The sequence below is a fragment of the Bradyrhizobium sp. B039 genome (genome assembly GCF_038965675.1).
GTDB lineage: Bacteria > Pseudomonadota > Alphaproteobacteria > Rhizobiales > Xanthobacteraceae > Bradyrhizobium > Bradyrhizobium diazoefficiens.
Genome location: NZ_CP152416.1, coordinates 7,449,557 through 7,471,839, shown reverse-complemented (window position 1 = coordinate 7,471,839; position 22,283 = coordinate 7,449,557). Strand labels below are relative to the sequence as shown.

Here is a 22,283-nt window from a genome sequence, read left to right as displayed (position 1 = left end):
TGAAGCCCCTTTCACCGGCAACATAGCTTTGCCGGCTCACCTGCCGTCCCAATCGATGAAGCCGGGCTTCAACCACGTCGACAATCCCCCTGCCAGCAGTCCTCTTGTCGTCCAGCACCGCGATTTTCTCGAGGCGATAATTCGTGTGAATGTACTCGGCGGCAACGGCTCCCTGTTGGTCGTCGGGCCGCAGATCCGAAAGACAGTCTCAAGGCCGTGCTCTGTTAGTTGAGGAGTTGACGAGCCTGGTAACACCTGGACGATGCCAGCTTCGCGTAGATGTCGGAGGCCGGGATCGACGAAGAGGAACAAAAATGGCCAACCACCAACAGGATCCGCTCTGTCGTGAGCTTATTCGCGACTGCGACAGCTTGCCTAGGGTCGCAGGCGTCGTCAGCGACGCTCAATATAGTTTTGGCATTATCGGGAAGCTGGCCTGAGGCGTTCAGGACCTCGACCGCCGCAGCCGCACCATCGCGCATTTGCGCGCCGAATGCAGCGCTGCTTCCGGTCATTGGGCCAGCCACGGCGATCTTTATTTCAGAGCCGCGCGCAGACGGAGCGACGAGAGCGCAGAAGAGAAGCGCCGCAGGCGCAAGAGAGGCATGCCGCTTATTTACCATTGTAGAGCTTCCAATGCTCACCTGAAGTGAACCGCAACTGGTTGTAGTCAACCACGCCTGTAGACAGGCGTTGCTTGCTGGGCAAACCTGCGTTGGCCGGGCGAGCCGCCAACTACGGTAAGATCTACAACTTGACGTTACGTGCGGATCAAGCCCTTTTGGGAAGAGCGATGGAGGCGTCAGGGACGCGGATCGACCGGCGGTGACAATCCTTCCGTTTGATTCCGTAAAACTCCAAGCCGCGTCGGAGAGCGGCCGGTTCACCTAGCGTTTCTTAGCTTGCCCTAACCGGCGTGTGGAACCCGCCATGAATGCGTCAGTAAGGCTGATCCTCCAATCCGCCAAGGGCAAGATCGAGATATTGCATTAGACAGGGATCCCAACCAGCCAGACTGCGGGGCGCGCTTAATCGTGCAAGTACCTTCAGGATCATCGAAACACGTGAATCGTCGCCGGCGATTTCGCTGATCAGCAAGCGTGCTGCAACCGCGACAGCCTTTGCGCGCTCTCCGCAAGGGTGCTCGCCCCCATCCATGCAGTCGCGAAGATCATCACGGATTCGCCGCCAGCGGTCCTCTCGCTCCGCAGCTAAATTGCAGGTGCACCGGGACGTCTGACTCCGCGTCTCGGCGCGCGACATGGCGTTCAGGGTGGCAGGCAGCTCATCCACACTTACCTGCGCCTCGCTGTCGATGGTCATGTTGCGCAAACGGTCGCGCAACAGAGTTGTGCGCGCGACTTGGACTTCTATGCGCTCTAGATGTTTGCGCAGCAAGTCCGTGAGTGAGGTCGTCCCCTCCATAGCTTTACGGATCTCCACGAGCGAGAAGCCAAGCTCACGCAGCGCGCGAATCTGATGAACCCGTTGCCCGCTTTCGCGGTCATACATCCGGTGACCGCCCTCAGTGCGCTCTGTCGCTGCTAGCAGTCCAGTGTGCTCATAATGGTGCAGCGTGCGCACCGTTACTCCGGTCGCCTCTGCAAGTTCGCCAATGCGCCATCGACGCCGTCTTGGTGTAGCTCTGTTCATGTTGTTCAATTTCAAAGCCTACAACCTGACGTCACGTATGATTCAAGCGGATTTCTAAGCTCCAGTTGAATCGCCTTTAATTCATGCGCGCGAGTGGTGACTATCCTTAGAATGGCGGCTGATCAACCCTCAGGAGAAAGGGTGATCAACAAGTTCGCCAGGCGTGCCAGTTCAGCCTCGCCAGCCGCCGTACGCTCCAGGATAAGTTTGGCGATTGCTGCGCAGTTTTCTGGACTCCGCATCGACGGAGGTAGCGCGTCGACGGCGCCGTCATAAAGCCGTCCGAGGGCAGATAGCTCTTCTGGATCGAACACCCCGCTGCAAAGCTTCAACGTTCAGCTCCTTGTTTGAAATTGAGTCAAGCGCAGCGCACGTCGTCAAGACGTTTGGCTGCGGTAGGGCCAAAAGAAGTCATACCTGCGGCGCAAAGCGATGAGGATGTGATGTGCTGCTGTGTGATGCGTTCAGGCCACACGCGTTCGCGATGCTAGCTTCGACGGCACGGCAAGTCCGACGATCTCTATGCTCACAATGAACGGTGGTAGGAATCCGAATAAGCTGATCATCTCCGTTCATCGGGAGCAACTACCGACCCAGGGAGTTGACGGCAAGAGCTCCGTGCCTGGCCTACCTTCTTGAGAGAGCTGCGCCCTGCCGCGGCCGTTGCAACGTAAACGCCTAGCTTCAGTGCGAAGGCATTGCTCCGTCGCTCGCCGGCCCCGTTCCGTTCCCGTCCCTAAAAGCATCAAGTCGGCAGTCTGCCGTTTCTCGCCCCCGAGGCGGAGGTGCGAAGAGCGAAAGCGCCTCTTGCCTGCCGCAAGGATCCTTTCCCCCGGCAATAAGAGCAAGCCAGGCGAGCAGGAATTGTGTGTTGAGACAAGTGTTGGAATGTGAGGTTCGTAGACTTCGCGAATGTGCTTACGGCAACGGTGAGACGGATCGCACGAAATGTCCCGGGGGCTCCGCGTCTTCCGGGCTGCTGGTCACACGGAGCTCTTGTGTAGTTGCCATGCGGGTGGCCTCCTGAAACAAAATGTCCCTCATCCACAGACTTCCCGGGTCGCTGTTGTGAAGTGAGGGCCATTGGACCGCCTCGGTGAAGGCGGGGAATGGATGCGGAAGCTCAACGATCCGAAGGGGCATCGTTCTTTGGAAATGCCTCACGAGCCCTAATGGCATCGTGCCTATGCGGTTCGTCCCAACTATGAGAGGCGGGATCATGCTGAAGCTCTGCACGAGGATGTCGATGCGCCGCGTGGGTCCGAGATCAGTCAAAAAGGAATGCTCAACTGGCGTCCGGGGCGCACCTCCGTGCTTAACTGCAACGTGACCCATCGACATATATCGATCGAATGTAAGCCGGGGTTGTAATTCCCTATTGGTGCAGCAGCCTACGCAGACGAGTCGCTCCTCGAATAGGGCCGCTCTGGGGTGCGTGCTGGACATGAAAAAATCTGGCCGGATAACAAAATCGACTTCACCGCGGCGGAGGAGCAGCTCGTGTTCATCGGTCGGCGCAGCCAATTCGAAGCTGACGGCGGGGGCTTCTCGCGTGACGCGTGCTACGACATTTCGGAAGAGCACAACTGTTACGAAGTCAGAAAGGACGATCCTGAATCGGCGGTTCAATCGAGCTGGGTCGAACGGATGTCGGGCCATAATCGAGAGTTCAATGTGCATCAGAGCCTCGCGCACAGGAGCCGCGAGCCCTTCCGCGCGTGAGCTCAAGACAAGTTCGCGCCCCCTCATTCCAAACAGTTCATCACGGAAATGCTTGCGCAGCCGGGCAACGGCTGCGCTCATTGCCGGCTGACTAAGATTGATCTTGCGTGCGGCTGACGAGAGGTTGCGCTCAGTTATTAGAGCATCCAGCGCGACCAGAAGATTTAGATCCAGACCTTTGAAACGCATCTCTTCCTATCCGGCACAAACGTCGTTGCTGCGCAATAGCGTGCGGTGGCGCCAGCGCCTGGAGCAATCGTCTTGGCCCGCCCCAATGGACATCGGCTCATTCCTGCGCCCGGGAAAGGAAGCTTGCGAGATGACCGCAACAATGGAGAGCAGGCGGAAAGCCGATCGGCAGCGGCGGGAAAGCGTCGGGAGCTCCAAGCTAATTGGTCTTGCCGGTTCCGGCCGGCCACGCAGCAGGGTCGTTCAGTCCGCTGATGGCAGATCAGCCCAGTGTTCGTCAGCGTGCCAAAGCGCGGTGTCGACAGCTGGGTCGTGCAGCGCTTGTCACGAGAGCAACCTACAACCTGACGCAATGTGCGGTTCAAGACATTTTAGTGATAGAGCCAAACATTTGCACGGCAGGCATATTCTTCTGCGATGGTTGCCGGACGTAGCCTGAATGCGTCGTGAGCGCATCAAACCGCACCTTCGAGGTCACCACGCGCACAACTGGAAAAGGCTTCGCGACCGATCGTCGCATTGCGCGTCTGTGGCTCCTTCTCACCTCCATACCCTGGAGAGACGAAAGAAAACGGGGCACGTCGAAGGTTCTACAGTGTGCCGGGGATGTTCAGAGCGCAGCTTAAGGTAAGCCTAACAGCGCCTGCGAGTTGGAGGCTCCTGGTCCCCAGATGCCATGTTGGATGCTTCCTCGAGCAATATCCGACGCATCCAGATGCTCGCGGGGTCGGTATTGTGGAATGAGGGCCACTGCAGGGCCTCTGTGAATGTGGGCAGGGGGAGGGGCGGTTGGATGATCCGCAACGGCATCCGCTTTTCGAAGTGCCTGGCCAGTCGTAAGGGCATCGTGCCGATACGGCTCGTGTCTAGCAACAGGGGCGGAATCAGGCTAAAGCCCTGCACGACGACCTCAATTCGTCTCCTCAGGCCGTGCTCAAGCAAAAACCATTCTTCGAGGTTCGGTCTCAGTGCGCGTCCGAACTTGGCAGTAACGTGCCCCATCGAGATGTATTGTTCGAACGTAAGCTGCCGGGATAGCTGCTTGTTCGCGCGGCATCCGACGCATACGAGGCTCTCGTCGAACAGCGTCGCCTTAGGGTGCGCGCTCGACATGAAAAGTTCCGGCAGAATGAGAAAGTCGACCTCGCCCCGCCGCAGCAGCTCATCCGGTTCATCAGAAAATGGCAGCAGTTCGAAGCGCACCGCGGGGGCTTCTTGCGCCATGCGGTCCACAATTCTGCGGAAAAAAACGATCGTCATGAAATCTGAGAGAATGACCCTGAAGCGTCGGCTCGATTGAGCAGGGTCGAGCGCGTCCCGCGATATGATTGAGAGTTGGATGTGCAGCAGAGCCTCGCGAACCGGACCTGCAAGCGCTTCCGCGCCAGGTGTCGGGACGAGTTCGCGACCTCTCATAGTAAAGAGTTCATCGCGGAAATAGGTGCGCAGCCGTGCGATCGCAGCGCTCATAGCAGGCTGGCTCAGATTGATTTTGCGAGCCGCCGCTGTGAGGTTGCGCGCCGTCATCACGGCGTCGAGCGCAACGAGAAGATTTAGATCAAGTCCCTTGAACCGCATGTGATGAGTCTATCCATCGTGTGGATGTGTTCTATCGAAACAATCGATTTTACCAAACTGGGGGAGGTTGGATAGCAAACTGAAGTTTGGAAAAAGCAATTAGACGCGCCACGATGGTTTCCGGTCGTTCACGTGAGCTAAGAGAAGAGCTCCCAGACGTGGGAGCGCACCATGGGCGCGCGTTGTTGTTTCTCCTTAAGCGTGGCCGTTCGAACGCCAAGCGCGTCCCGATAAACGTTGGTATGCGGATATCATCCGTTTCCATATTTCAGGTTTACCCGCGTACAATTGAGGGCGCGTTCAGCCTCATTCTAGTGTCGAAGAATAGAGGCAGACGCAGGTTGCGGATGCCAAGAATTCCAGGCGCCGTTCCAAATGGCTCGCCTGTCCAGTGCATGTGGGGCGTGTCGAAGATGTATAAAAGCCAGTGTGATCTGATGCCGCTCCGATGCGCCATCGATGAGGCTTGCGCGCCGATGGCCGGCCCTCAGACGTCAAAGCGCCGGAGGGCGATGCGACTGCAGGCACAAAAGCTCGCTGGTGCAGACAGGTTCTGGCTAGCCCAACCGCCTCGTCGGCAGCTTCCGAGTTATCGTGAGCGCGGCATCAACCGCACGAGGGTGCAATCAAGCGATCGCTCCGTCGCGCAAAGGCCAGCGGCGCGGAGTAGGCGAGCAGTGCCGAGCTCCGACAGAGCATGGCGGCGCATCTCAGCATTCATCGGCGGTTCGGCGAATAGCGAATTGACGTGACCATCCCCGCTCTTCATTCCACCGGCGCAAGGAAGCTCGCCATGAACATTGCCGTCTCCCCGACTGCGGAAGGATCTTCTGGGCGCGCTCAAGTGCAGTGGAGCCTTCGTTGGGAAAGTGAACTGCAGCTCGCCGATCATGCCGAGCTCGCGGAGTTCTTCCGCAAGAGTTACGGACCGACGGGTGCGTTCAATGCGCAGCCGTTTGAGCGGAGCCGAAGTTGGGCTGGAGCAAGACCCGAGCTCCGCGTAATTGGTTACGACGCGCGCGGGGTAGCGGCTCACATCGGGCTACTGCGCCGCTTCATCAAAGTTGGTGAAGTCGATCTCCCTGTGGCCGAACTGGGGTTGTATGCGGTGCGCCCCGATCTCGAGGGGCACGGGATAGGCCACGCAATGCGCGTGATGTATCCCGCACTCCAGGAGCTCGGCGTTCCATTCGGATTTGGCGCGGTTCGCTCGGCCCTCGAAAAACATTTGACCCGACTGGTCGAAAGGCAGGGGCTCGCCACCCTGATGCGTGGCATTCGCGTCCGCTCCACCTTGCCGGATGTCTATCCAAATTTATCGCCGACGCGCATCGAAGACGTGATCGTCGTGGTGTTTCCGGTCGGACGCTCGATAAGCGAATGGCCGGCCGGGACTGTCATCGATCGTAACGGGCCTGAGTTGTGACAGAGCGTTCCACCCTATCTACTGTCCGCTGCGACTACGCTGACGCGGGCGGAAGTCGAGCTGTCCATTTGACCTTTGACGATGGGCCAAATCCATTTTGTACGCCAGAGGTGCTCGATGTCCTGGCGCAACATCGGGTCCCCGCGACATTCTTCGTCATCGGGACGTACGCGACGGAGCATCCTGAACTCATCCGACGAATGATTGCGGAAGGGCATGAGGTTGCGAACCATACGATGACCCATCCTGATCTATCCAGATGCGGACCTACGGAGCTACACGACGAGGTGCTGACGGCGAGCGAAGCCATCCGTCTGGCGTGCCCGCTGGCCTCGCCCAGGCATATGCGAGCGCCTTACGGCATATGGACGCGAGATGTGCTCGCAGTGGCGGCGAGCGCTGGTCTCACGGCTCTGCACTGGTCGGTCGACCCTAGAGATTGGTCCCGCCCCGGGGTTGATGCAATTGTGAATTCCGTACTGGCGAACGTACGCCCGGGTGCAATTGTGCTCCTGCACGACGGATATCCTCCCGATGAGGAGGGATTGCCCAGTGGCTCTACGCTGCGCGATCAGACCAGGACGGCGCTGGCATATCTCATTCCAGCACTACAACGGCGCGGGTTTGTAATCCGTCCACTCCCTCAACTCCACTGAAAAAACGACACCCCATGGACCTGCTCGCGACGACCAGTGCTGCCGCCGTTTCATCTTATGCGCTCCTATCGACGATCTATAAGAGCGTGCAAGCGCTTTATGCTCAGCCGGCGATCAACTCATCGCTGGACAACCTTGGACAAGCCGAGGTGGTCGTTCCTGCTGTGGACGTGATCGTGCCGTGCTTCAACGAGAATCCGAACACACTCGCCGAATGTCTGGAGTCGATTGCCAGTCAAGACTACGCCGGAAAGATGCAGGTATATGTGGTCGATGACGGATCGGCAAACCGCGACGTTGTCGCGCCTGTACACCGGATATATGCGAGCGATCCGAGATTCAGTTTTATCTTGTTGGCGAACAATGTGGGAAAGCGCAAGGCGCAGATCGCAGCGATACGCAGCTCATCCGGTGATCTGGTTCTCAACGTCGATTCCGATACGATACTTGCTGCCGACGTCGTCACGAAGCTTGTATTGAAGATGCATGACCCGGGAATCGGTGCGGCCATGGGTCAGCTGATCGCGAGCAATCGCAACCAGACCTGGCTGACCAGGCTGATCGACATGGAATATTGGCTCGCGTGCAACGAAGAGCGCGCGGCACAGGCGCGCTTCGGTGCCGTCATGTGTTGCTGCGGCCCATGTGCCATGTATCGGCGTTCCGCGCTCGCCTTGCTTCTTGATCAATATGAAGCCCAATTCTTTCGTGGGAAGCCGAGCGATTTCGGCGAGGACCGCCACCTAACGATACTCATGCTCAAGGCGGGGTTTCGAACCGAATACGTTCCGGACGCCATAGCAGCCACAGTCGTCCCGCACAGTCTTCGGCCATATCTACGACAGCAACTCCGCTGGGCGCGAAGTACCTTTCGAGATACGTTTCTTGCTTGGCGCCTGCTGCCAGAGCTCGATGGTTATTTGACGCTAGACGTTATCGGGCAAAATCTCGGCCCATTGCTCCTCGCCATTTCATCACTTGCTGCGCTCGCACAGCTCCTGATCGATGGCTCTATACCCTGGTGGACGGGATTGACGATTGCTGCAATGACTACGGTCCGGTGCTGTGTGGCAGCGCTTCGTGCCCGCGAGCTGCGGTTTATCGGCTTCTCGCTCCACACGCCGATCAATATCTGTCTCTTACTGCCTTTGAAGGCCTATGCGCTTTGTACATTGAGCAATAGCGATTGGCTATCTCGGAAAGTCACCGATATGCCGACGGAAGAGGGGAAACAGCCTGTCATCCTGCACCCGAATGCCGGACGAAGTCCTGCTGGTGTAGGGGGGCGCCTGCTCCTATTCGTAAGGCGGCGTTATCGCAGCCTCCATCGAGCCTGGCGGCGACGGAGAGTGTTTCCGGTCGCGATCGTTCGACTGTCTACAAATAAGTGGTCGGCTGATGACTCAGGACGAAAACCATCAGTTATTAGAGCGAGAGTTGGCTGTCGACGACCCGTGGCGCCTCGACACTAGTGCGTTCGAGCAGCAGCGATACGCGCAAATGCTCCGGATGTCGCGCCGCGACGGAGATGCGGCGTCTGCGCTCGAAGTAGGATGTGCAGCCGGTGCATTCACGGAGATGCTGGCGCCGCTATGCGAGCGACTTACGGTCGTGGATGTCATGCCGCAGGCAATCGAGCGAACGCGACTGCGGACCGGGAAATGGTCACATATTAGTTGGGTGACCTGCGACATTCAGCGGTTCTCGACCACTGAGCAATTCGATTTGATTGTCGTGGCTGAGGTTCTTTACTACCTCAGGGACGTCGTCGAGATGCATGCGGCTATCCGCAACCTGGTGAGTATGCTTGCGCCAGATGAGACTCTCATTTTCGGGTCTGCGCGTGATGAAATATGTCAACGCTGGGGGCATGCTGCCGGTGCTGAGACGGTGATCGCTCTCTTCAATGAGAGCCTATCAGAGATCGAGCGCCGGCACTGCTGCACCGGGTCGGCGAGCGAAGACTGCTTGATCGTCCGGTTTCTGAAGCCGGGCGGCGCGTCGGCACAATCAAACGCCGGTCATTAGGCCAGGAGGACGTATGCGCATCTGCGGAATAAAGTTGACACATGACGGAGCAATTGCTGTCGTCGAGGACGGTCGGCGTCTTTTTTGCGTCGAGCAAGAGAAGCGCGGCAATGGTCCTCGCTATCAGTCCGTCGACAATCTCGATGCAGTCGTCTTCGCCTTGGCGGAGCATGGCCTGAATCCGCGCGACATCGATCAGTTCGTGATTGATGGCTGGGACGGGGAGAATGAATCGCAGTTCCAGCTCCTAAGCGGAGCGGTGCCGGTCGCGCTAAAAGGCGCGCCATATGTCGAGCGTCATGCTGAGGGCCTCCTTGATTCCGTCGACGGCTATGGCCTCCTCCTCGGAGGCGAGGAGTTTCCATATAAGAGCTACCCGCATGTCACGGGCCATGTCGCCTCAGCATATAGCACCAGTCCTTTCGCCAGCGCGGGGAAACCCGCGTTGTGTCTGGTATGGGACGGCTGTATCTTTCCACGCCTTTACTATGTCGAGCCCCAGGGCGCGCGGCTCATCGGATCGCTGTTTCCGATGATTGGCCATGCCTATGCCGCCGCGGGCCTTCACTTCGGCCCATACCGGCAGCCGAACCGCTCCAGTTGGGATTTGGGCATTGCTGGCAAGCTGATGGCCTACATCGAGCTTGGTTCCGTGGACGAACGCATCGTGGAAGTGTTCCAGGAGCTTTATGAAACGCGCTCAGCGGCTGACACGGAGCAGGCTCGTCGCTACCGCGAAAACATCAACAATGCGGAAGCGTCTCTCGCAGTTATTCACGACTTCTTCGAGTCAAGCGCATTGCGCCTGAAGGCCAAGCGCGCGGAGGACGTCCTCGCGTCGTTTCATGTGTTTCTGGAACGTCTTCTCGTTAAGGAGATCGCGATGGTTCTGCTACGGCACTCGTCGCTTCCGGGAGCGCGAAATCTATGCATCGCCGGAGGTTGCGGTCTCAACATCAAATGGAACAGCGCGCTTCGCGCGACCGGATTATTCGATGATGTCTGGGTGCCGCCGTTTCCAAATGACAGTGGCTCGGCAATCGGCGCGGCGTGCGGCGCTATGGCAGCGCAAGATGGCTTCGAGCCGTTGGAATGGTCAGTTTACAGTGGCCCCGCCCTGCAGGAGAGCGAGGTTCCGCCGGACTGGGAGGCGGCGCCGTGCAGTCTGCCTGAACTTGCCTCGATTCTTGCTGACAACAAGCCCGTCATCTTTCTTTCCGGGTGTGCCGGGCTCGGGCCGCGGGCGTTGGGCGGTAGAAGCATTCTTGCGGCCCCAACGTCCCCGGAGATGAAGGATCATCTCAACGACATCAAACGGCGCGAACACTTCCGGCCGGTGGTGCCGATCTGTCTGGAAGATCGTGCGCCGGAGATCTTCAGCCCGGGTACGCCAGATCCTTACATGCTATTCGATCACCAAACCCGGGCGAATTGGCGCGACAAGATCCCGGCAGTGGTACATCTCGACGGCTCGGCGCGGCTGCAGACAATTTCCCGCAACTCTCCTCACAAAATTGCTGCGCTTCTCATCGAATTTGAGCAACTCACCGGCATTCCGCTGCTCTGCACCACGAGCGCCAACCTCCATGGACGGGGATTCTTTCCCGATGCTGCGGCGGCATGCCAATGGGGGCGCGTCGAGCATGTGTGGTGCGAGGGCATGCTCTGGAGCAAAACGGTCATCAAGAAGTCATCGCCTACGGAACGACTTCTGTCAGCCTAAGATGAACATGTCCAATATGGCGATCGACCTTGTCGGCGTGAGAAAGTCATTCGGGGACAAGGTTATCGTCAATGACCTGTCGTTCTCGGTTGCGCGCGGAGAGTGCTTCGGGCTGCTTGGGCCAAATGGAGCTGGCAAAAGTACGATTGCACGCATGCTCCTCGGCATGATTTCCCCCGATCGAGGCAAGATTACGGTCCTCGATGAGCCTGTGCCTTCCCGCGCTCGTGCGGCGCGCGTGCGCGTAGGCGTGGTGCCGCAGTTCGATAACCTTGAGCCCGAGTTCACCGTGCGGGAGAACCTGCTTGTGTTTGGCCGCTATTTCGGCATGAGCGCTCGCACGATCGAAGCGGTTGTGCCCTCGTTGCTTGAGTTTGCGCGGCTTGAAAGCAAGGCGGACGTGCGCGTCTCCCTTTTGTCCGGTGGTATGAAGCGGCGGCTGACGCTGGCGCGCGCTCTGATCAATGATCCACATCTACTCGTGATGGACGAGCCGACGACGGGGCTCGATCCGCATGCTCGCCACCTGATCTGGGAACGCCTGCGGGCTCTTCTTGCGCGCGGCAAGACGATCCTCTTGACCACTCACTTCATGGAAGAGGCCGAACGCCTTTGCGATCGGCTATGCGTGCTTGAGAGTGGATGCAAAATCGCCGAAGGCAAGCCAGACGCCTTGATCGACGAGCATATCGGCTGCAACGTGATCGAGATCTATGGCGGTGATCTAGATCAACTCCGGGAGCTGATCAGGCCGTATGCGCGGCATATCGAAGTGAGTGGAGAGACGCTTTTTTGTTACGCGCGATGTCCGGACGAAATCAGCGTGCACCTGCGCGGGCGAACGGACCTTCGCGTTCTGCAGCGCCCCCCGAATCTCGAAGACGTGTTTTTGCGGTTGACCGGGCGCGAGATGGAGAAATGAGCGATGGATGATGGTTATGCGTCGGTCATGCCGGCTAATGCGTACAATTGGACCGCGGTATGGCGTCGAAATTACTTGGCATGGAGGAAAGTCGCGCTTGCATCGCTTCTCGGCAACCTCGCAGATCCCATAACCAATCTGTTTGGCCTTGGCTTTGGGCTCGGACTCATTGTGGGACGGGTTGAGGGGACTTCGTACATTGCGTTTTTGGCGGCGGGTATGGTCGCGATTAGCGCTATGACATCCGCGACCTTTGAAACTCTGTACGCAGCCTTTGCTCGGATGGATGTCAAGCGCACCTGGGAGGGAATTTTGTTCACACAGCTCACGCTTGGCGATATCGTTCTAGGTGAGTTGGTGTGGGCGGCCAGTAAGTCCGTTCTAGCCGGGACAGCAATCGGGATTGTCGCTGCCACCCTGGGTTATGCATCCTGGACGTCGGTTCTTTGTGCGATACCGACAATCGCCCTTACGGGCCTTGTCTTCGCCAGCCTGGCAATGGTCGTCATATCTCTTGCGCCAACTTACGATTACTTCGTGTTTTACCAGTCGCTCGTCCTTACGCCCATGGTGTTCTTGTGTGGCGCGGTCTTTCCGACGAGCCAAATGCCCGACTCATTTCAGCACTTTGCCGGCTTGTTGCCGCTGGCACATTCGGTCGACCTTATTCGCCCAGTGATGCTTGAGCGCGGCGCCGACAATGCCGCCCTACACGTAGGCGCGCTCTGCGTTTACGCGGTCTTGCCCTTTTTCGCGTCGATCGCGTTATTTCGGCGCCGCCTGCTGCGTTGACGTGAGTTCAGCGAAACGGAGAAGTCAAAGCGATGCAGTGTCATGATGCGTTCCGCGGTAGCTCGCGAGTGACCTGGTCTGTCAGAGCAGCTTGTGAAACGGCCTTGAGAAGCCGCGATCGAGCCAGCTCTACGGCCGCCTGTTCGGCCGATCGGACCTTGCAAAGTCGTGTTGTGCTGCCTGGCACGCGCACCGGCTGCGCGTGACTGTACAGATTAGATCGGTGGGACGGCATGGCCTTCCATGGAGAACGGGATGTTGAGCATAGGACTGAGTGGCGGCCTTGACAGAATCTATGAAAGCTCTCCGGAGCTGCCGAATACATTTCTTCACGATGGCGCTGCGGTACTTGTGCAGGACGGCCGCGTAATTGCTGCTGTCGAAGAGGAGCGCCTCAACCGCGTCAAGCACTCCAACAAGTTCCCCAGCAATTCGATCCGATACTGCCTTTCTACCGCAGGAGTCGAGCTCGGCGACATCGACCGTATCGCGTTCTACGCGACTGAAGCTTACTGCAAAGCCATGCTCGAGCGCCTTTCTGTTTCTCAGCCCGTTCCGTTGGACCCCAAACTGTTGCTGCGGCAGCTGTTGGCACGGGAATTCGGGGCCGAGATCGATCCGTCCGGGTTTCCTTCGTGAATCACCACGAAGTACATGCCGTGAGCGCGTTTGCCATGTCCGGGTTCGAGCAAAGTCTGGTGTTTGCGATCGACGGCGGGGGCGATTTTCTCTCAGGCTTAATGGCGGTAGGGTCCGGGACCGTAATTGCGCAGCTTGTAAGTTTCCCGGAACACAACTCTCTTGGGCTGTTCTATCTCGAGACGATCCGATATCTCGGCTGCGGGATGTTCGACGAATACAAAGTGATGGGGCTTGCACCGTATGGTGATCCCGATCGCTATCGCGAGCTCTTCGCGCAGTTCTACGAGTTGTTGGACAGCGGTGGCTATCGCGTTCACCTGGATCGAATCGGACCAGCCCTTTTGCGCAACATCCAGGTTCGGCGAAAGGGAATGCCATTCACCCAACAGCATCGAGATGTCAGCGCGTCGCTGCAGGAAGCGCTGGAGCGGATCGTGTTTCACACCCTGCGGCACCATCGTAAAGCGACGGGCATGACACGCCTGTGCCTAGCTGGCGGGGTGGCCCATAATTGCACGCTGAACGGTAAGCTGCTTTATTCCGGGCTATTTGACGACATCTTTGTTCAACCCGCGGCGCACGACGCCGGTTGCGCACTCGGCGCTGCATTAATGGTATCAAGCGAGCTAGGCAGGCCAGCGCCGCGCGAGCGACTGCCGGACGTTTATTGGGGGCCCGATCTTGGGAACGAGCAAGCCACAGAGCTTGAGCTCAACGCATGGTCAGGCCACCTCGACATTCAACGAAGTGATGACATAGCATCCAGTGCGGCGGACTGGATGGCAAATGGCGCTGTAATCGGCTGGGTTCAGGGGCGCTCTGAGTTCGGCCCACGTGCGCTTGGTAACCGCAGCATTCTAGCGGACCCGCGGCCTGCGGAAAACAAGGATCGCATCAACGCGGTGGTCAAGAAGCGCGAGAGCTATCGCCCCTTTGCGCCATCTGCATTAGAGGAGGATGCGAGCGAGTTCTTTGAGCTCCCCGACGGCACGCGGCAGCTCCCCTTCATGAACTTCGTAGTTCGCGTGCGTGAAGCCAAGGGTAACGTGCTCGGTGCGATCACGCACGTTGATGGGACGGCTCGGCTGCAGACCGTATCGCGCAAGACAAACCCCGCCTACTGGGACGTCATTAATGCGTTCAAGAAGCGAACGAGCCTTCCGATTCTTCTAAATACCTCATTTAACAACAATGCCGAGCCGATCGTGCAGTCCGTGTCAGATGCGATCACCACGTTTTTGACGACTGATCTGGACGGACTTGTTGTTGGGCCGTTCCTCGTCAGGAAGCGGCCAGCATCACTGCAGGATTGGAGTGCGCTGGCTGCGTCATTGCCGCCGTACGCATCCCTTCATCGTGTTCGCTCCCACATAGCGCCAGATCGGCAGGAAACGGTCTGCGAGATCCGCATGGGACATTCCGCCCACTCTAGTATGCGTATCTCACCTGAGCTTTTCGAGATCTTGATGCGAATCGAGGGCGAGGCGTCGCTCGGGTCGCTTTTCGACACAGCCCTGCTGGACCAGGCCAAGCGTGAAGATCTTGTGAAGGAATTGCGGCTCGTATGGGAGCTTCGGGGCGTTCGCCTGCATCCGCTGCACGCGGCTTGCCGTCACGATAATGTACAAAGCGGAACATAGCCATGACTCATGCGCATGGCCACGCCCATGCGTGCATGTGAGGGGACCAGGCCATCCGATGCAGAGCGGGGCATCGGGCATCGGGCTTCGGGCAGGTCGATGCAACACCGTTGAAGAAAGGACGATCGTATTGAGAGAACGCGGCCCGTCACGGATAGCCCTGCTATGAAGTTCTACCGATGCAGCTCGCCGGCACCGCGATTTCAGGCCGTGACGCCGGGCGAGAAGATACGCGAGACGTCTGTACTGACGTCTCTTGTCCAACCAGGAGCGCGCGAAAAGGCAAGGCAGATGGTTAGCGGTTCGAGCAATGATCGGTTCGTAGTGTCCCGGCGACGTACGGGGTTTGGCGACTGTCTGTGGTCACTCGCGGCAGCCTGGCGATTTGCAAAGCAGACAGGACGGACGCTAGCCATTGATTGGCGGGGATCTTGTTATCTTGATGAACCATTCACCAATGCCTTTCCAGTCTTCTTCGAACCGGTTGAAGACATTGGCGGAGTGCGAGTAATTTGCGATGACGACATCAATACGCGTTCGTTTCCAGGACCATTCTTTCCAACATGGTGGAACAAGCCATCTTTCGATTGCATCTATCGACCGGACGAGCAGATTTTCAGGGAACGCGATCAACTCGATCAACTGTTCCAAAGTCAGAGAGATAGTGACGCTAACACGGTTGTGTGTGATGCCTGCCTGATGTGGCGCTGCGATCAGGAAGCGGAACGCGAAATCTTCCGGAGTATTAAGCCGCGGCCTGAAATTCAGGCCCGGATTGATGCTATCTACCGCGAGCACTTTGAGCCGTACAGCGTAATCGGCATTCATGTCCGGCATGGCAATGGCGAAGATATTATGGGGCATGCCCCTTACTGGGCGGACACGGAGCGCGCCTTGCGGCAGATCTACAATGCCATTGATGAGGCCAGGAGTTTATCCCACGCAAAACCTGTGAGGGCGTTCCTGTGCACGGACAGTGCGCTCGTCCTCGAGCAGGTTTCGGTTAAATTTCCCGATGTCTTCGCGATTCCAAAGCAGTTCCAGGCGCCTCAAGCGGGCCCATTGCACCATCCCGCCCTCGGAGCTGAAGGCGGCTTTTCTGCCCTCACCGAGATGTATCTCCTTGCCCGCTGCGACACGGTGATCCGTTTTCCGCCAACGAGCGCTTTTACGCGCTATGCGCGTCTTTTCGCCCCACGCGTTATAGAATTCGATTTGAACGATCCGGGCCGGTTGATCCTGATTGAAGACAACTCGCAAGCGCTTATGGCTTCGTGAAAGTCGCAAACCCGCGTGATCGATCTCACCGCCGCTCTTTACGTCCGATAGCCGTGGAAGTTCTTCTCCGGGCGACGATTTTCTGGCCCGCGGGCTGTCATTGCCGCAACGTTCCAGGGGCGAAGAGAACGAAGCCGCGGCCGAATGCGTTCGGCTAAGGCGCGGCTTCGACAACAACGGCCCTAAAGTGCCGCTGCGTTTTACAGAAGGAGCACGCCTTCGTCTTCGCTTCGGGCGGGCCGCAGACGGAAGCTAAACAACGCTCAATCACGGATGAACATTTCAGCTCGCCAGCTCATGCTTGGAACTAGCGCCGCGAAATCCAGTGCCGCTCAGAGCATGGCGCGATAGATCAAAAGTGGCCGCCGACGAATCTAACGTGCAAGCTTGGTACATCAGTTTTATGTTGGGGCGGCTAATGGCCGTGGCCGTTATCCCCGGGCATTTTTCGACTTCGACGAGAGGCGCCGGCCAGCCGCAGGCTCGTACGGTTGTGCGATCGTGAAAGCGAACGCGGGCTGGGTAGCCCTTTCATGAAGCGGGCGAGTGCTCGCGAACTTACGTAGCAGAGTCACCATCGCTGTCAGAAAGCTCACCTCCGCTGTCTTGAATGCGCCAAGCATTCCGCGTGCGCGACATTAGGACGCAAAACGGAAGCGCATTTACGTACATCGCAGTGACGCAAATCCTGCTACGCGTGCGCGGGCGCAAAAGTAGAGGAGGCGGCCGTGGGTCTCGATCTGCCAAATGACAATCTGATCCGAGGTCCGCTGCCCGAAGCACATTTGGATCGCCTCGTTGACGCCGTTAATGCGCGCGTTGATCGTGGAGAACTGAAGGTGATGTTACTCACCGGCGCATCGCGCGGAATTGGCCATGCCACTGCCAAGCTATTCTCGGAGGCAGGCTGGCGCATCATTTCTTGCGCACGCCAACCGTTCGACGGCGAGCGATGCCCCTGGGAGGCTGGGAATGACGATCATTTCCAGGTCGACCTCGGCGATCATCGAATGCTGCCGCGCGCAATCACCGAGGTTAAGAAACGCTTGGCCGGTGCGCCCTTGCACGCGCTGGTGAATAATGCGGGTGTGTCGCCGAAAACGCCCACAGGCGATCGGATGACATCGTTGACCACCTCAACCGATACCTGGATGAGGGTCTTTCATCTTAATCTGGTGGCTCCGATCCTGCTGGCGCAGGGTTTGTTTGATGAGCTAAGAGCCGCGTCAGGATCGATCGTGAATGTGACTTCAATCGCGGGCTCGCGGGTGCACCCATTCGCCGGTAGCGCCTATGCGACCTCGAAAGCTGCGCTTGCGAGCCTCACACGCGAATTGGCCCACGACTATGCGCCGCATGGCATTCGCGTCAATGCGATCGCGCCCGGCGAAATCAGGACCGACATGCTGTCGCCCGACGCGGAAGCGCGCGTCGTGGCAAGTATCCCGCTGCGCAGAGTGGGTACTCCGGACGAAGTGGCCAAGGTCATCTTCTTCCTATGCTCGGATGCGGCGAGCTATGTTACGGGTGCCGAGGTGCCGATCAACGGTGGCCAGCATCTGTGAAGCGGCCGGCCCGGCGGCGAAGCTGACTTGAGCTTCCCAACGGACTCACGTTCTCCGCTGACCACGCGCATACAATCAACAGAAAATGAATCGAAGGCACACGGCAAGTTTACTGTCGTGCCATGAAAAAGTGTCACGGTTCGATGTCATCTCGTCAACACTTGGCGCTAGATCGAGAGTGACATGCAAAACGAACCTCGCCAATCCGGACATGGGTCCAGGGAGGATGATCAAGGAAACGGAGACAGGCTTATGCTGCATATCCCCTCCTCGAGCGAAAGACCTGCCTCGCAGCCGGAACCGGAGCGTGCCCCCCCGGGGGAGCCGTCGCATGAGAGCGCGCTGGCCGGCATCTACGAAATATCGAAAATACTAAATGCTCCCGGCCGGCTCGAAGTCACCTTGGCCAACGTTCTCGGTCTTCTGCAATCGTTTGTGCAGATGCGACACGGCCTCGTCTCGCTGTTCAACGATGACGGCGTTCCAGAACTTACAGTTGGCGCCGGCTGGAGCGAAGGCACTGACGAACGTTACCGGACGTGCGTGCCGCAGAAAGCAATCCACGAGATCGTAGCGACAGGCAGGTCTCTTATGGTCGAGAATGTAGCCGCCGAGACGGCCTTCAGCGCTGCCGACCGGGAGGTTCTCGGCGCCTCTGATAGTATACCGGTAGCGTTCATCGGGGTCCCGATTCGCGTTGATTCGACGGTCGTTGGTACGCTGACGATCGACCGTATCCCGGAAGGCAGTTCAAGTCTTCTCGAGTACGATGCGCGGCTGCTCGCCATGGTCGCGAACGTGATAGGACAAACGATCAAGTTACATCGCTTGTTCGCCGGCGATCGCGAACAATCGTTGGTGGACAAGGACCGGCTAGAGAAACAGACAGTTGATCGTGGGCCGCCCGCTCGCGAGCGCAAGCAGCTTCAGGCACACGGGATCATTGGCGACAGCCCGGCGCTGAGCGCACTGCTTGAGAAGATTGTCGTTGTAGCCAGATCAAACAGCACGGTTCTGCTGCGTGGCGAATCCGGTACCGGGAAGGAGCTGGTAGCCAAGGCCATTCACGAGTCGTCCGTTCGTGCTAAGCGGCCGTTCGTTAAGCTGAATTGCGCGGCGCTCCCCGAGACGGTCCTGGAATCGGAATTGTTTGGCCATGAGAAAGGTGCCTTTACCGGTGCTGTCAGCGCCCGCAAGGGGCGCTTCGAGCTTGCTGACAAAGGGACGCTATTTCTTGACGAGATCGGAGAGATCTCACCTCCGTTCCAGGCGAAGTTGCTGCGAGTTCTGCAAGAGCAGGAGTTCGAGCGCGTCGGCAGCAATCACACGATTAAAGTCGATGTTCGGGTGATAGCTGCGACCAACAGGAACCTTGAAGAGGCTGTGGCAAGGAGCGAATTCCGCGCGGACCTCTACTATCGTATTAGCGTAGTTCCCTTGTTGTTGCCGCCGCTTCGCGAAAGACGCAGTGATATTCCGCTGCTCGCAAGAGAGTTCCTCAGAAAGTTTAACAGCGAGAACGGCCGCTCTCTTACTCTGGAGGCGAGTGCGATCGATGTACTGATGAGCTGTAAATTTCCGGGAAATGTCCGCGAACTCGAGAACTGCATCGAGCGGACCGCGACACTCAGTGCCGGAACATCGATTGTAAGAAGTGACTTTGCATGCAGCCAAGGCCAATGCCTTTCCACGACGCTTTGGAAAAGCACATCGTATGGCAAGACAGACCCGGCGGCACCGATGCAACCGGTGCCTGCAAAGTCCATCATCCCGCTGGCTGAAACGGCCCCTCCGCCGCAGGCTGTCTGCGAACCGGGCTCATTGGCACCTTCCGGCACAGTTCTCGTTAGTGGTGCGAGAATGGCTGATCGCGAGCGGGTCGTTGCGGCTATGGAAAAGTCTGGCTGGGTGCAGGCCAAGGCAGCGCGCCTACTCGGGCTAACCCCGCGCCAAGTCGGCTACGCGCTGAGGAAATACGGAATCGAGATAAAGCGGTTCTGAGCGCCCCGCATCGGCCTGGACTGATTCCGCCAAATCGATAAGTGAAGACGGTCCGCGTAGTTAATCTAGCAATCTGAGGGGAATGGACCGCCGGGGGCGTCGGCTTGCCACGACCCCGAGAAGGGCTCAACTATTCAGCGACAGATGGGGCGGAGAGCCTCACTTGCGAGTCGCACAATCGCGAACCGCCGGTTGCTCGAAATGCAAAGAGCTATCATCCTTATCTCAATCAAGCCGGATTGGCGAACGCAATGCTTAATGACCCTCGACCGGTCCGGGCCTGCAGGGGATTAGCGGCAGTCAATCCGCAAGCAGTCCCGCCGCCACTTGCCAGCGTGGTGCTGCGAAACAGCGCTGTCCGAGCCTGCTTTGTGCCGGCATCCCTTTCAGGAAGCGCGGGGTAGAGAGGGCGCACTACCCGGTGTTAAGCCTTGTGACAGCGAGCGGTCCCAAGCGGCGGGGATGGTACAAGACTTGCTGTTCTCTTCCCAACTGACGTAACTTTAGGAGCAACACCTTGCATAATATTGTCTGCATCAAGCAAGTTCCGGACTCGGCGCAGATCCGCGTGCACCCCGTGACCAATACAATCATGCGTCAGGGAGTGCCGACCATCATCAACCCGTATGACCTATTCGCGCTCGAGGCCGCGCTGGGGCTGCGCGATCGGTTCGGTGGCGAAATTACCGTGCTTACCATGGGGCCGCCATCGGCAGAGGAGTCGTTGCGAAAGGCGCTGACTTATGGTGCTGATCGCGCCGTCCTACTTACTGATCGCTGCTTTGCGGGCTCGGATACGCTGGCCACTACGTATGCGCTTGCAACAGCGATCCGGAAAATTGGCAAGGAATATGGTCCGGCAAACCTCATCTTCACGGGAAAGCAGACCATCGACGGCGATACAGCGCAGGTTGGTCCTGGCATCGCGAAGCGACTGGGCGTAGGGCAGCTAACTTACGTTGCGAAGGTCAGATCCGTGGACGTCGCCAATGAAACAATTGAAGCGGAGCGGCGCTCGGAAGGCGGTGTGCAGGTTCTGCACACTAGGTTGCCCTGCCTCATCACCATGCTTGAGGCGACGAATCAGATTCGGCGAGGCGCGATGGCGGATGCCTTGCGTGCCGCGCGAGCCAAAATCGTGAAATGGAGCGCGCAAGATGCAGGTGTCGAAGACATCTCCAAATGTGGGCTCAAGGGCTCGCCGACTGTCGTCAAACGTGTGTTCGCTCCCCCTGCGCGGGCCGAGAGGGCGGCGCTGGTTGAGTCCGCCGAGCAGCCGGCGCAGGCGCTAATAGACGCAATCTTCTTGAATCAACCGAAGCTCGAAACCGATCTGGCGACACTTGCTCGTGACGCCCGATCTGGACTGTCCGGGCAATGTTAGCAACGCGCTCCAAGAAATGTATCAACGCTCGCACCCGAGTCGATGAGAGCGCAACATGTCGTTGTGCAACGCGGTAAGCTACCATAAGAGTTTGCTATGCCATCCGTCGATCTCGCCATCGGCTGAGGCCGCATGTTCCGTAGAGCACGTTATCGCTACGATCGAGTCCGGAGCCGCCCAGGATTGCCGGGGCACGGCCAAACAGGCCTGCGCATATTTCAGATCTTCCGTTTTGTCGTGTTCGACCGTGGAAGACCATTGCGTCCTCCGTACCGGTCGCGAGCAAAGACGGAATACGTCAGCAACCCGGGTCACCATGCTAGCGCTGCCGTCTGCACGTCCAAAGCCCTGTCGCTGGCTTTAAGGAGCAAAGCCAACCTATGCGGCGCCTTTGAAGCAATCCGCCAATTCAGCAGCCGTGTGTATGTGAACAGCCGCTGTTTCGTTCCTGACGGCGGTGCGCAGCCTCTCAAGTGCTATGCACTTGCTATGAGGATAGGTCACAAGTGTTATACCAGCTTCTTCGGAATCTGACGGAGCAAATTCAAGAGTTGGCATGATGGTTGCTGTTAGCCAGTAAAAATTAAGAGGGGGTAACCGCGAATGCGAAGAACAGGCGAGCGGCATGCCACGAACGACCTGAGGCCCTGTGAGGTCGGTAGGCACGAATTGGATTTTACAATGCTGTACCAAGTTGACAGCGGTTCGATGAAATGGCGGCAGCAGCAACCGCGAGGGCTTCATTCATTTGCTCAGGCAGCCAAAGCTGCACCGCGCGACTAGGCGTGTCATTCGCGCATGCGGCATTAGCATCAGAATGGCATGCGCGGCGAAGTATCCAAGACGATTCTCCGCGCGCATGCTCGCCGTGGCTGCCATTGCGGCATCGGATTGCTGCTGGACTGGAAGCCAACCGGATCCTCGCCGCTCCCTCAATGAACGAAGTCCCTTCGATGCGCATGACCAGGACAGAGAAGACCGCAATCTGCCGTGGCCAGGAGAACGACGAAAGTTTGCGTGAAAGGTGAACGCAACATTAGGCCCTTTGAAGCCAATGAACTCAGCGCGGTCAATAGTCGGCCCG

The 22,283-nt window shown here is 58.2% G+C and carries 16 protein-coding genes and 1 pseudogene; 12 read left to right on the top strand and 5 right to left on the bottom strand.

What is annotated here, in order from left to right; all coding sequences use genetic code 11:
• Positions 1–224: 224 nt before the first annotated feature.
• From AAFG50_RS35450 to nodD1, 5 genes are all read right to left on the bottom strand, one after another.
• Complete coding sequence (locus AAFG50_RS35450) at positions 225–623, bottom strand: ABC transporter substrate-binding protein (protein ID WP_014497820.1); 399 nt, start codon at positions 621–623, stop codon at positions 225–227.
• 316 nt (positions 624–939) lie between these two features.
• A complete protein-coding gene (locus AAFG50_RS35445) occupies positions 940–1,653 on the bottom strand; it encodes a MerR family transcriptional regulator (RefSeq protein ID WP_026312621.1) in 714 nt (237 codons plus the stop codon).
• A gap of 122 nt (positions 1,654–1,775) precedes the next feature.
• On the bottom strand, positions 1,776–1,985 hold the full coding sequence (locus AAFG50_RS35440) for a hypothetical protein (RefSeq protein WP_014497819.1): 210 nt from the start codon (positions 1,983–1,985) through the stop codon (positions 1,776–1,778).
• A 586-nt stretch (positions 1,986–2,571) separates the two neighbouring features.
• The gene (gene nodD2 / locus AAFG50_RS35435; RefSeq protein WP_011084818.1) at positions 2,572–3,564 is read right to left on the bottom strand and encodes a transcriptional regulator NodD2; all 993 of its coding nucleotides are present in this window, start codon (positions 3,562–3,564) and stop codon (positions 2,572–2,574) included.
• Positions 3,565–4,197: 633 nt separating this feature from the next.
• A complete protein-coding gene (gene nodD1, locus AAFG50_RS35430; protein ID WP_018646994.1) occupies positions 4,198–5,142 on the bottom strand; it encodes a transcriptional regulator NodD1 in 945 nt (314 codons plus the stop codon).
• A gap of 793 nt (positions 5,143–5,935) precedes the next feature.
• On the opposite strand from nodD1, the gene AAFG50_RS35425 reads away from it, so the two are divergent.
• From AAFG50_RS35425 to AAFG50_RS35370, 12 genes and pseudogenes are all read left to right on the top strand, one after another.
• Complete coding sequence (locus AAFG50_RS35425) at positions 5,936–6,568, top strand: NodA family N-acyltransferase (RefSeq protein WP_011084822.1); 633 nt, start codon at positions 5,936–5,938, stop codon at positions 6,566–6,568.
• Positions 6,565–7,224: a chitooligosaccharide deacetylase NodB gene (gene nodB / locus AAFG50_RS35420; protein ID WP_011084823.1), complete on the top strand. Its 660-nt coding sequence runs from the start codon at positions 6,565–6,567 to the stop codon at positions 7,222–7,224. The genes AAFG50_RS35425 and nodB overlap by 4 nt, the downstream gene beginning before the upstream one ends.
• 14 nt (positions 7,225–7,238) lie before the next feature.
• Entirely contained in the window at positions 7,239–8,696 is a 1,458-nt protein-coding gene (gene nodC, locus AAFG50_RS35415) for a chitooligosaccharide synthase NodC (RefSeq protein WP_011084824.1), read from the top strand.
• The gene (gene nodS, locus AAFG50_RS35410) at positions 8,623–9,252 is read left to right on the top strand and encodes a nodulation methyltransferase NodS (protein ID WP_014497813.1); all 630 of its coding nucleotides are present in this window, start codon (positions 8,623–8,625) and stop codon (positions 9,250–9,252) included. Before nodC ends, nodS begins: the two co-directional genes overlap by 74 nt.
• Positions 9,253–9,265: 13 nt before the next feature.
• Positions 9,266–10,975, top strand: coding sequence for a nodulation protein NodU (nodU, locus tag AAFG50_RS35405; protein ID WP_018646997.1), 1,710 nt, complete (start codon positions 9,266–9,268; stop codon positions 10,973–10,975).
• Between the two features lies 1 nt (position 10,976).
• Positions 10,977–11,897 (top strand): nodulation factor ABC transporter ATP-binding protein NodI, encoded by a 921-nt coding sequence (nodI, locus tag AAFG50_RS35400; protein WP_011084827.1) that lies wholly within the window; start codon positions 10,977–10,979, stop codon positions 11,895–11,897.
• A gap of 3 nt (positions 11,898–11,900) precedes the next feature.
• Positions 11,901–12,689, top strand: coding sequence for an ABC transporter permease (locus tag AAFG50_RS35395; RefSeq protein ID WP_011084828.1), 789 nt, complete (start codon positions 11,901–11,903; stop codon positions 12,687–12,689).
• A gap of 255 nt (positions 12,690–12,944) precedes the next feature.
• A pseudogene (locus tag AAFG50_RS35390) lies at positions 12,945–14,971 on the top strand (carbamoyltransferase).
• 165 nt (positions 14,972–15,136) lie between these two features.
• Positions 15,137–16,249 (top strand): nodulation protein NodZ, encoded by a 1,113-nt coding sequence (locus tag AAFG50_RS35385; protein WP_011084832.1) that lies wholly within the window; start codon positions 15,137–15,139, stop codon positions 16,247–16,249.
• A 728-nt stretch (positions 16,250–16,977) separates the two neighbouring features.
• Positions 16,978–17,814 (top strand): SDR family oxidoreductase, encoded by an 837-nt coding sequence (locus AAFG50_RS35380; RefSeq protein ID WP_018646999.1) that lies wholly within the window; start codon positions 16,978–16,980, stop codon positions 17,812–17,814.
• Positions 17,815–17,997: 183 nt separating this feature from the next.
• Positions 17,998–19,815 (top strand): nif-specific transcriptional activator NifA, encoded by a 1,818-nt coding sequence (gene nifA / locus AAFG50_RS35375; protein WP_011084834.1) that lies wholly within the window; start codon positions 17,998–18,000, stop codon positions 19,813–19,815.
• A gap of 517 nt (positions 19,816–20,332) precedes the next feature.
• On the top strand, positions 20,333–21,199 hold the full coding sequence (locus AAFG50_RS35370; protein ID WP_011084835.1) for an electron transfer flavoprotein subunit beta/FixA family protein: 867 nt from the start codon (positions 20,333–20,335) through the stop codon (positions 21,197–21,199).
• Positions 21,200–22,283: the final 1,084 nt, after the last annotated feature.

Bases quoted from the DNA above. Each gene is read 5' to 3' on its own strand.
- AAFG50_RS35445 (WP_026312621.1), bottom strand. From the start codon at position 1,653: ATGAACAGAGCTACACCAAGACGGCGTCGATGGCGCATTGGCGAACTT.
- nodI (WP_011084827.1), top strand. From the start codon at position 10,977: ATGAACATGTCCAATATGGCGATCGACCTTGTCGGCGTGAGAAAGTCA.
- nodS (WP_014497813.1), top strand. From the start codon at position 8,623: ATGACTCAGGACGAAAACCATCAGTTATTAGAGCGAGAGTTGGCTGTC.
- AAFG50_RS35450 (WP_014497820.1), bottom strand. From the start codon at position 623: ATGGTAAATAAGCGGCATGCCTCTCTTGCGCCTGCGGCGCTTCTCTTC.
- nodC (WP_011084824.1), top strand. From the start codon at position 7,239: ATGGACCTGCTCGCGACGACCAGTGCTGCCGCCGTTTCATCTTATGCG.
- nodD2 (WP_011084818.1), bottom strand. From the start codon at position 3,564: ATGCGTTTCAAAGGTCTGGATCTAAATCTTCTGGTCGCGCTGGATGCT.
- AAFG50_RS35395 (WP_011084828.1), top strand. From the start codon at position 11,901: ATGGATGATGGTTATGCGTCGGTCATGCCGGCTAATGCGTACAATTGG.
- nodD1 (WP_018646994.1), bottom strand. From the start codon at position 5,142: ATGCGGTTCAAGGGACTTGATCTAAATCTTCTCGTTGCGCTCGACGCC.
- AAFG50_RS35425 (WP_011084822.1), top strand. From the start codon at position 5,936: ATGAACATTGCCGTCTCCCCGACTGCGGAAGGATCTTCTGGGCGCGCT.
- nifA (WP_011084834.1), top strand. From the start codon at position 17,998: ATGCAAAACGAACCTCGCCAATCCGGACATGGGTCCAGGGAGGATGAT.
- AAFG50_RS35385 (WP_011084832.1), top strand. From the start codon at position 15,137: ATGAAGTTCTACCGATGCAGCTCGCCGGCACCGCGATTTCAGGCCGTG.
- nodU (WP_018646997.1), top strand. From the start codon at position 9,266: ATGCGCATCTGCGGAATAAAGTTGACACATGACGGAGCAATTGCTGTC.